Below are 10,402 nucleotides of genomic sequence, written 5' to 3' on the forward strand. Positions count from 1 at the left end.
CGCTCCAGCGTCATGAAACCTTGGCCGCTGGAGCGGCCACAACGGCATTCCCACGCTGGAGCGTGGGAACGAGCCAACAGCAAGGTCAAACACGCCGTAACCCAGCCCGTTAGGATTCACACAGCGAAGCGTGCCCATCGACCCATCTAAATTGCCCAACGAAGGGTGGAATCCCGAATGAATCGTCGTAGTTTCTTGGTCGGTTCGACTATTATAGCTGGCTCAATGGGACTGGGCGGAGTCTATTGGCGACAGAGATGGAAATATATCGTAGTCCATCACAGCGCCGGTTCATATGGGAATATCGAATTTCTGCAACAGGTTCATAGACAACGGCAACCCAGTGATCCAATCGATGCCATTCCCTACCATTACATAATTGGTAATGGTAAGGGACTTGGACTCGGCCAAATAGACAGTGACTGGAGAAAACAATATGATCTTTGGGGATCACATGTTTCAAGTGCTAATAGCGACCATAATTTCAGAGGAATCGGAATTTGTCTAATCGGAAATTTCGAAAAACATAAAGTACCAACTCGACAATATGACTCATTGGTCACACTTACCAAAAAACTGATGAAAACCTACAAGATCACACCGAACCATGTTACTGGTCACGGATACCTCAAAGGCCAATCGACGAAATGTCCGGGAAAGTATTTTCCTATGGACAAGTTCAAACAAGATATTAGACTTGGGTAGTGGTTAAGTGTCAGATCCGGGACACAGTCTTTCCGAAGCAGAGGCAGGCTACCATATCGGTAGAGGGTCGATGCGGTCAATTGAAGGATAGTGGTAAATTTGGTCGTGGCGGAGTGATCGCCTAATCGTTCAAACCTCACCGTCATTCCGGCAGGGAATGCCGGAATCCAGGCGCCAGGGATGGCAAACGCAGTCGGGATCTGAGTGATTAGCAGGTTGCTGGGTGGTTCGTCACCACTACCAATTGAAGATATTGGCAACGAATGGCATATACTTTCGGCAACTAGTACAGTGGCACCGAAATACCGATAACATCTGTGATGCGGTACGGACCGATGGAAATTATTTTTGCCGCAAATGAGCGAAAATGCATGATTTGATTTGCGTTTATTTGCGTTCATTTGCGGCTAACTTTTCCGTAAGAAGCTTGCTCGTTCAATGTTATCGGCAGTCGAGAGCAGCTGTACTAGAGTATCCGAAAGTTGGTTCATGCCAAATTGAGGTGGTTGATTAGAATGGCGGACCAAGACGCTGAATTTCTGTCACAGTTCGATCTGCTTTCTTCACCGGGAGTCGTTGGTCTTTTTGATCATTTTGAGCTGGTCGAGGTCCTTGCTTTCCGAGCCGGATGCCCTGATCCAACCAACATTTTCACAATTGCGGTCGGGCTGGAAAATGGAAATCCCTGCACAGCAGAATTCCTCAATGATAAGCGCATTCGCATTGCCGGGCTCAAAGACCGATTTTTCGGTATTTACCGCTCACTCTTAAGGGTTGACGACCTCAGAGCAGCGCTTGAGCATTTTTTTGACAACGGTGTTTGGAAACCCGCCGCAGAGTCAGTTTCAGTTGGTAATCTGGTAGCTGTCGAGAAAAGGTTTGTGCCCGCGGATTCGATCGATCAGATTGGACTCAACAGGGTAACAAAGAACAATTTTTTCAACGGCTGTTATCTTCTGGAACTATTCGATCTCAATAAGCCATCGGTTCGATGGCTCACCGATAATCCGCCTGCGCTTCAGGAGCTTTCCCGAAAGGTCTCGGAGATTATTCCCCTCGAATTTGCCAGTTTGTCGGACCGTTTGGGCAATATCATCATTCAATTTCCCATCGATGCAGTTCGCGCCCAATTTGGAATCGGTGGCGGGAACTATCAGGTCGAGGTGGCTTGGCATCCGCAAGTGGAAGAACGAGAACTCATCGCCACGGCGACCTCCGAGCACGATAAGTCAATTATCACTTTTGGGCAAAGAAAAATTCTGTCCGGGCAGACAACTCTTTGTCCCAATGTCGGTTATGGTACTTTGCAAGGATTTCTTTGGGATGCCGGGAATGACTTGCTTTTGGCCGCCACCGGTGAAATAGCTTTCCTTCGGACCATGTCGCTCAACTCGGCGGTGACAGGTCCTGAGCCACGGGTTTTTCCTGCCACATTGGACCCGGACGCACGTCAGGAACGTGTTTGGCTTTCGAGTTTCCCGGAACTTAATCTGATCGGAAGTGACCCCACGAAGTCCATCGCCGAACCTATCGGAGCACGAATATTCGAAGAAGAGCAAGACAACCTCGCGCGCCAACACGAGTTCGTTCAATATGCCGCTGAGCCGAAATCAAGGGGAGTAGATCGACAGCGCGCGCTTGACGATTTGCGTGAGTTGATTTGCTCTCACGGAGCTCAGGGCGTATGGCTATGGGACCCCTTCCTTGGTCCGCAAGACATCCTTGATACGCTTTTTTGTAATCCCACGTCAAACGCGCCAATGCGGGCCTTGACGTTCCTCAAGGTGCGTTCCGATGTTGAAAAAAAGGCCAATGCCGACCTCGCGGCCTCATACCGCCACAAGCTATCGAGCCTTCAATCGAATTATCTTGGCATCAATATCGAATTCCGTTCCGGTCACGGACCACAAGGCTGGCAGTTTCACGACCGGTTTTTGATTTTCCCGAAGTCCGGTGATAAAGCCGCAAAGGCCTGGTCCCTTGGAACCTCCGTCAATGGCGTGGGTAACAGCCATCATATCCTGCAACAGGTCGATAATGCGCAGTTTATAGCTCATGCCTTTCAAAGGCTCTGGAGTGCTGTAGATGGTCCGGCAAACCTAATCTGGAAATTCCCCGAATGAGCTCAGAAACCGTTTGGAGCGAATGGCTCGAAGAGGCGGCCAACCTCGAACCCGTCATAGGTCCAAGGCGCTTCCTGTGCGCCCTGTCCGAGTGTGAAGATCCACTCACACTCACACAAAGCGAAGGTGGGGAAGAAGCTAGGCGGGTACGAGACGCTTTTCGAGCCGACCTTGCGCCAATCCTCCGGTCCAATCGGGGTGAACTTAGTTTTAACGACGCGGACAAGGCCGCATGGCTCGACACCCTGGGGTGGTTCCTGCAGACGCTGGAAGGGATCGACAAGACGTGTCTAAAAGCTGACACGCTTGTTGCACTTTTGCGCATTGCAGCTGTGTTTCGAGACGTGTGGAATAGGCTTCCACCAAGATACATCGGCGACAACCTGATCACTCACATGGCAGCGTTGATTGGCGCAACGCAATTCTCACTCGGCATACGCGGAAACTACGGGCCGATTTGGGAGCATGAAACTCTTGATGCGTTTACCCAAGCCGATGCCGTCGGGGATTGGCCTCTCATCGCCCAACACTGGCAAACAATCGCTCCTGTGATAATGCCGGATAGCGATTTCGAAGAGGCCGCGGCATGTCTTTGCGTAAGTGAAAAAGGGAAGAAGCTTCTCGCAGAAATACTGGATCAGTCTTCCACAATCTTACCTGCTATAGCCATTGGCAAATGCTTGGACGCCGCCATACTCAGTGAGATTGGGGCACTTTCAGTCGAGAACCGGACGCGTTTTGTACTAGTGCAATCTCTGATCTTTGAGCAACCAAAGACCGCGTCGTTAGATAGCGGAACATTAGAGAATGTGCGTAGTATTTTTACCTCGGTGCAAAACGATGAACAGGAATGGAGCCAATGGATGCGTGCGCTCAACCGTTACCCGGTACGGGCCAAGTGTATACAGCAGGCACTTGGTGAAAGTCTGGTAGGGACAAATCGAAACACCAAAGTAGCTTATCTACAGGCGATAGATCTGAGCACATCTTATGGGGGATGTCGAGATGCCGTTGCAACCTGCATGTCGGCCTTTCGTTCGAAGGCTCCGATAGTAGAACGCCGAGAGTTTTGGGAGCTAACGCACCAGCGATGGAAGGACTGGGATTTCGACCGGGCTGGCCGGACAGTTCCGCTGATGACAGTTGCCGTCAGCGACCTGGATTATGGGCTTGTGGGCTATGCCCTTGAAGTTCTTTCCGAAGGTGACTTGGAGGACGGCTTAAAGCGACTCACAAGGGAAATGTGGGACGTGCAAGACCAGTGGTATGTCGATCAAACCGCATTCGATTCCGCTCGGTATCGCGTTCTTTCCGTCTGGCAGATATTCGCATACGCTGCGCAGGTTCGCGTAGGCCGCTTGCAATGGGAGCTACCAATACGTCGGTTTTTACCCTTTGATCCTAATCTGGATCGCTTTGCGGCAATGTCACTTGGCACAACGCTCAGGTAGGCCCGTAGGATGGGCAAAGCAAGCGCCCATCAAGGGTCCTCAAGGGTTCGGTCATTCCGCTGAGGTCCCGAACCGCGGCTGCTTGGTAGGATGCACAAAGCGAAGCGTGCCCATCGCCAAGGTCGAGCAAAGCAAGCGCCGTAGGTGCGGTGAACGCCTGCCCGTTGCCCCAGGAACGTCTGCTTGTGCCGGTCTACCACTACCTCAGGGATGGGGCTAGGCACGGCAGATACGGGGCAGGCAGCGAACCGCATCAAAGCAAACCGCATCGAAAAACCACGCAGCTCGGGATAAATTCGGAGGCCATCGAGCCGCCCGAATCCAAAGCGGCGGCGGGTAGGTGCCGTTCGGCCAATGCCTCGGTCACACCAAGCGCCATGGGTTTCGGTAAGTACCGGGATAAAAGGCTGCCGCCGCACTCCAAATCTGGAGTGCGCCGGCAGAGCGGTGTGGCCTGATCGAACCCGAGTGGCGTGGGTTATCCTTGGCAGTTGCCGGGGACCGGGCCGGTATGGGGTTTCCTCCGCACCGCGGCGACGGCGCTTTCCCCTACCCGCGGGTCGTAGGATGTGGTGAGCGCCTGCCCGCCGCCTCAAGAACGTCTGCTTATGCCGGCCTACCCACCAACTTCAGGGATGCCTGTCTGCCGTCCCAGGGACAGGACAGGCAGGGGCCAGGCACGCAGACAAGGGGCAGGCACGAACCGCATCAAGGCAAACCGCATCGAAAAACCACGCAGCTCGGAATAAGTTTGGAGGCCATCACGTCGCCTGAATCCAAAGCGGCGGCGGGTCTGTGCCATTCGGCCAACACTCCGGTCACACCAAGCGCCATGGGTTTCGGTAAGTACCGGGATAAAAAGCTGCCGCCGCACTCCAAATCTGGAGTGCGCCGGCTTAAGCGGTGTGGCCTGATTGGACCTGAGCGGCATGCGTTACCCTCGGCAGTCGTCGGGAGCCAATCGGTACAGGGGCACCACCTGCGCCGTGGCGACGGTGCTTTCGTCCCTGACGGCCGCACCCTAGACGCCTTTTTAGGCAGCACCAAATAACGCCGGACTAAAGATGAAATAATCTGCGAAAATCTGTGTAATCTGCGGATTAAAAAGATTCTTTGTCGGATTACCCGCCCCGCGCCCGCAGGGAACCATGTGTGAGCGGATTTTTCCTATAGGAAAAACCGGTTCACCCCACCGGCGCGGAAAACATGCAGAACGGCAATCTCCAGCAAATATGCAGGCCGGTGAGATAGCGGGCTAGGCGTCTGTCCGATACCCTTGTACGGTATTGGTAGCCGGAGTCGGTCGTGATCCGGGCCCGGCACCAGGGTGGGTTGTATCCTCCGTCGCCGAATCGGACGCCGATCTTGGCTCTGCCACCGCTTGTGGTGTCACGGTATCTGACTGTTTGCTGTTGGCATCGGAATCGGCGGGGAGATGGGATGGCGTCTCCTCGTTATCGCCATTGCGGGCCGCTCCCTTTTCCTTATCGTGCCTACCCCTATGCCGACGGTGCCTGGGGCCACCAGGGTCCTGTTCTCCCTGGGCGGACTGGTCCTTGACTGATTCCAGCGGGATGCTGGATGGCTCTCCCGTGGGTCGCGCCGGTTCGGCCCTTGCTTTGTCCGGGGGGGGCCAGGAGGAGTTTTCGGCTTGGAGAAGGCGCCGCTGGGCTCCGGTCGCGGAAGCCGGGTCCGTCCTTGCGCTCGGCCCTGGTGCTACGGCCGCGGCGGGTGTCGACTCGGGTCGAACCGGCGAGGCCTGCCTTCTCGGCCTGGGCTTGGCTGGTGTCGATCGGGTATCGGTGTCCGTGACCCGGACCGCGGACGCTCGGGGCTCCGGCGACTGCTCGCCTTCAGGCCTGGCGTCGGTGACGGATGGGGCGGATGTCGGCTCGGGTTTTTCCGTTGCCGACGGTTGTTGCCTGGAGGTCCGTTGCCCGTCTTCGTCGGTTGCTGTGGGCCCGTTATCGTTCGCCGGCTTGCGTGGCTTCTCACCGGTTGCCTGGGTTTGGCTGCGTTGATCTCCCTGATGGCGGCCGTCGCCCTGGCGTTCCTCGCTGCTTCTGCGGCTGCGACCGCGTCCGCGACTGCGGCGACGCGAGCCGCGCTCTCCACTCTTGGGCCGGTCCGATGTGGATGTGTCCACCGCACCATTGGCGGTCGATCCGCACTCGTTTTTGTCTTTTGAAGCTTGGGTGGTGGTCGCTGTCGACGCTTGGCCCGCTTGGCCTGGGTTTGGTTCGGACCGGGCGTCGGGCCGGTCGGGTTTGACCGCGGATTCCCCGCGCTGTCGCGACTGCCCGCCGCGGCGCCGGGATGTCCGCTGGGACTGTTGTCGCGGTACCTTGGGCTCCGATTCCTGAGCAGGGGCCGCTTCGATAGTACGCTCGGGGGCGACTAGGTTCGTCCAGATTCGCTTCAAGAGGCCATTGGCCGGTTTTGTGTTCTGGGGTGTCTCCTCCCGGTTTTGGGTCGGGACGGGCGTAGCGGGAGTGAGCTGCTTGACTGCGGGCTCTTCCGGTCGACCGGCCTCGGCCCGTCGTGGGGGGCCGGGTGGTTCGGCCTCCGCGGTGGTTGTCATCTCGTAGCTCGCCTGCCCCTGCGCAGTTCCTCCCATGTCCTGGGTACGGATACGCTCGATCCGATAATCGGGGGTGTCCATGAGTTGGCTGGGCAGCAGGATGATCTCAACGTCCTGCCGTTGCTCGATTTCGAGGATAGTGCGGCGCTTCTCATTGAGCAGAAAGGTGGCCACATCGACCGGTATTCGGACCAGGATACGCCCCGTGTTTTCCTTCATGGTCTCTTCTTCGACGATGCGCAGAATAGACAGTGCCAGTGACTCCACGCCGCGAATGGTGCCCTGGCCGCGGCAGCGCGGGCATACGAGTTGGCTCGATTCGCCGAGAGACGGGCGCAGACGCTGACGTGACATCTCCAACAGGCCGAAGCGGGAGATGTGGCCGAGCTGGACTCTGGCGCGGTCCTGCTTGAGGGCCTCCCGCAGCCGGTTTTCCACCTCCCGTTGGTTGCGCGCGGGGGTCATGTCGATGAAGTCGATGACAAACAGGCCACCGAGATCGCGCAGCCGCAGCTGGCGGGCGATCTCGTCCGCCGCCTCCAGATTGGTGTTCAGGGCCGTCTCCTCGATGTCCGCACCTTTGGTCGCTCGCGCGGAGTTAATGTCGATGGAGGTCAGGGCCTCGGAGTGGTCGATGACGATGGAGCCGCCGGCAGGGAGCCGGACTTCGCGCTGGAATGCGGATTCGATCTGGCTCTCGATCTGGTAGCGGGTGAACAGGGGTACCTCATCGTCGTAGAGACGCAGCTTCTTGAGGTTGTGGGGCATCACCTGGCGCATGAACTGATCTGCCTTCTCGTACATCCGGCGGTCATCGACCACGATCTCGCCGATGTCGGTGCGCAGATGGTCGCGGATAGAGCGAATGATGACATCGCTTTCCTGGTAAATCAGGAAGGGTGCTCCGCGCCCCGCTGCCGATTGCTTGACGGCGTTCCAGAGCTGGGTGAGGTAATCCAGGTCCCACTGCAGGTCTTCGGCGTGCTTGCCCACACCGGCGGTGCGTACGATCAGCCCCATGTCTTGCGGGATCTCGAGTCGGCTCATGGCATCGCGCAGCTCCGCGCGCGCTTGCCCCTCGATGCGGCGGGATACGCCGCCGGCGCGCGGGTTGTTCGGCATCAATACCAGGTAGCGACCGGCGAGGGAGATGAAAGTGGTCAGCGCCGCACCCTTGTTTCCGCGTTCTTCCTTGTCTACCTGGACGATGACTTCCTGGCCGGTGCGCAACGCATCCTTGATGCTGATACGGTTGCCGGGAGTGATGGCGTCCGGGGCAAAGTAGCTGCGGGCGACCTCTTTCAGCGGCAGAAAGCCGTGGCGCTCGCTGCCGTAATCAACGAAGGCGGCCTCCAGGCTGGGCTCGATGCGGACGATGGTCGCTTTGTAGATATTGGCCTTTTTTTGTTCTCGCCCCGGTGCCTCGATATCGAGATTGAAAAGCTTTTGGCCGTCGACAATCGCTACCCGCAACTCCTCCGGCTGAGTTGCATTGATCAGCATTCTCTTCATTATTCTAAAATCCCGCGCTACGGCATGTGTCCGGGCGCTAGACCACCGCGATGCCGATGGTGCTGTGCCTCGTCGTCCGCTATTTCGGACTACGCGGATCTGAAAGGTCCGCGCCGGCCCCGGATCGTGCGGGGACACATACCTTGTGTTCCGTCACGGCCACCGCAGTTGTGCGACCGCATGAGTCATGAGTCGGTCCCCGCAACTTCGGGGTACCCTCTAAACCTGGGATTTACAGCAGGCGATGCCGTGCCCTCGAGTCATCTCGATGTACAATCCGCGACTGTTCGCGAAAGACCCGAGAACCTGTCCGGTAAACGCGTAAGCCAGACAAGCCCTGAAACGCGCGGACGCTTTGCCGCTGATGAGGAGGTAAAGTAGCAGGACTTCCGAGATTGTGCCTGAACGCGGAAATGCGGCGGGAACGATCTTGGTGGATGTCTGGCTGTTGGCAGCCGTTGCCGCTGTAAACAACATAAGCTTTCAATGTTATCAGTGGGCAACGATTGCTTCAATTTAAGTTCAGCGCGCGCAGGGTGGGCATGTATAGCTTTGCCTTCAGCTACCAGTCACCAGCTTCCGGCCGTAGCGGAATCGTTTGAACCGCAAAGGCGCAAAGGTGTAGATACTCATATATCATCGATGTCCATAAACAGTGGCGTGAGGCTGGTGCGAATCGACAAGGCCCAGGCCGGGCAGCGCATTGACAACTTCCTCGTGACCCGCATCAAAGGTGTGCCGCGCAGCCACTGGTACCGGGTTCTGCGGCGCGGTGAGGTGCGGGTCAACAAAGGTCGGGTAAAACCGAGCTACCGCCTGCAGCGCGGTGATCTGGTGCGGATTCCCCCGCTGCGTTGCGCACTGCCGACCACCCCTGCATACCCGGCACAGGATCGACTGAGGTATCTTCTGGCGGCGGTGCTCTATGAGGACGAGCATCTCATAGCGTTGAACAAGCCGTCAGGGATGGCGGTGCATGGGGGAAGCGGTCTCAGCTGGGGCCTGATCGAGGCAATGCGGGTCCTGCGTCCCGAACTCCCTGAGCTTGAACTCGTGCACCGTCTCGACCGCGAGACCTCAGGCTGTCTCTTGCTCAGTAAGCGCCGCGGCACCCTGCGTGAGCTGCATCGCCTGATCCGTAATCAAGCCGTGACCAAGCGTTACTTGACGCTGCTCGCCGGACACTTGAAGCGCCGACAGAAGGTCGATGCCCCTTTGCGTAAAAACCTTCTGCGCAGCGGTGAGCGGGTAGTCCGCATCGACCCGCAAGCCGGCAAGCCGGCGCGCACGCTTTTTCGGCCCCTGTGCCGACTCGGAGGTTTTACCCTGGTCGAGGTGGAGCCCCTTACCGGGCGTACTCACCAGATTCGCGTACACGCCGCCCAGCTGGAGGTGCCGGTGGCCGGCGACGAGAAATATGGCAGCGCCGAGGTGAACCGCCGCCTGCGGGGCATGGGTCTCAGCCGCTTGTTCTTGCACGCCTCCGCCCTAACTTTTCAGCCGAGTTATCGGGATCGGCCACTCCACATCGAGGCGCCTCTACCACAGGAACTGGAGACCCTGATAGGATCAATAAGGGAAGGGAATTTAGAAAGGAAAAGAAAATGAAGGTGTATATTGAAACCTGAATCCGTGAGATAAAATCCAAGAAGAAGTCAGCATATGAGTAATTCCCGGTGGTTCATGCTTTCCTCCAATGGTACAGGATTAACAGGATGCTCAAGATTAACAAGATTTCTTTGTTGTTGGTAAATATGCTGGCCGGGAAAAGAAGAATCGGACCGCTGATCAACTTCAGCAAGCGTGTAACCGGACGGCGAACCTTCAGAGCAACAGAAAAAAATCCTGTTAATCTTGAACATCCTGTTAATCCTGTCCTATTAGAACATTGCGACAAGCGTTCAGGCGAAACTGTAATCGCTGGGGGATACCACGGGGTAGGTCTTCATGCTCGTTGATTGTCTCCAAAAACTTCAGTCCGCCGTAGGCGGATCGAGGTACAAACCTCCATCTTCCAGATGGATTATCTT

Annotated in this window: 7 protein-coding genes; 6 read left to right on the forward strand and 1 reads right to left on the reverse strand. The window is 56.7% G+C overall.

All coding sequences use genetic code 11. From position 1 onward, the window contains the following. Positions 1-177: 177 nt before the first annotated feature. The 4 genes from BQ17_RS09485 (at position 178) to BQ17_RS20615 (ending at position 5,330) form a co-directional block, all read left to right on the forward strand. Positions 178-705, forward strand: coding sequence for a peptidoglycan recognition protein family protein (locus BQ17_RS09485; protein ID WP_089726483.1), 528 nt, complete (start codon positions 178-180; stop codon positions 703-705). Positions 706-1,220: 515 nt separating this feature from the next. After that, positions 1,221-2,828 (forward strand): VPA1262 family N-terminal domain-containing protein, encoded by a 1,608-nt coding sequence (locus tag BQ17_RS09490; protein ID WP_089726485.1) that lies wholly within the window; start codon positions 1,221-1,223, stop codon positions 2,826-2,828. Further along, on the forward strand, positions 2,825-4,279 hold the full coding sequence (locus tag BQ17_RS09495) for a hypothetical protein (RefSeq protein ID WP_089726487.1): 1,455 nt from the start codon (positions 2,825-2,827) through the stop codon (positions 4,277-4,279). Before BQ17_RS09490 ends, BQ17_RS09495 begins: the two co-directional genes overlap by 4 nt. 511 nt (positions 4,280-4,790) lie before the next feature. Then, complete coding sequence (locus tag BQ17_RS20615) at positions 4,791-5,330, forward strand: hypothetical protein (protein ID WP_141699205.1); 540 nt, start codon at positions 4,791-4,793, stop codon at positions 5,328-5,330. A 204-nt stretch (positions 5,331-5,534) separates the two neighbouring features. Here BQ17_RS20615 and rne read toward each other — a convergent pair whose 3' ends face one another. After that, on the reverse strand, positions 5,535-8,372 hold the full coding sequence (gene rne / locus BQ17_RS09500; protein WP_089726490.1) for a ribonuclease E: 2,838 nt from the start codon (positions 8,370-8,372) through the stop codon (positions 5,535-5,537). Between the two features lie 642 nt (positions 8,373-9,014). Here rne and BQ17_RS09510 point away from each other — a divergent pair. Both BQ17_RS09510 and BQ17_RS20620 read left to right on the forward strand, forming a co-directional pair. Then, positions 9,015-9,980 (forward strand): RluA family pseudouridine synthase, encoded by a 966-nt coding sequence (locus tag BQ17_RS09510; RefSeq protein ID WP_089726494.1) that lies wholly within the window; start codon positions 9,015-9,017, stop codon positions 9,978-9,980. Between the two features lie 107 nt (positions 9,981-10,087). After that, on the forward strand, positions 10,088-10,330 hold the full coding sequence (locus tag BQ17_RS20620) for a hypothetical protein (RefSeq protein WP_141699206.1): 243 nt from the start codon (positions 10,088-10,090) through the stop codon (positions 10,328-10,330). The last annotated feature ends 72 nt before the right edge of the window (positions 10,331-10,402 follow it).

It is taken from the genome of Candidatus Thiosymbion oneisti, from assembly GCF_900092655.1.
In the GTDB taxonomy this organism is placed as follows: Bacteria; Pseudomonadota; Gammaproteobacteria; order Chromatiales; family Chromatiaceae; genus Thiosymbion; species Thiosymbion oneisti.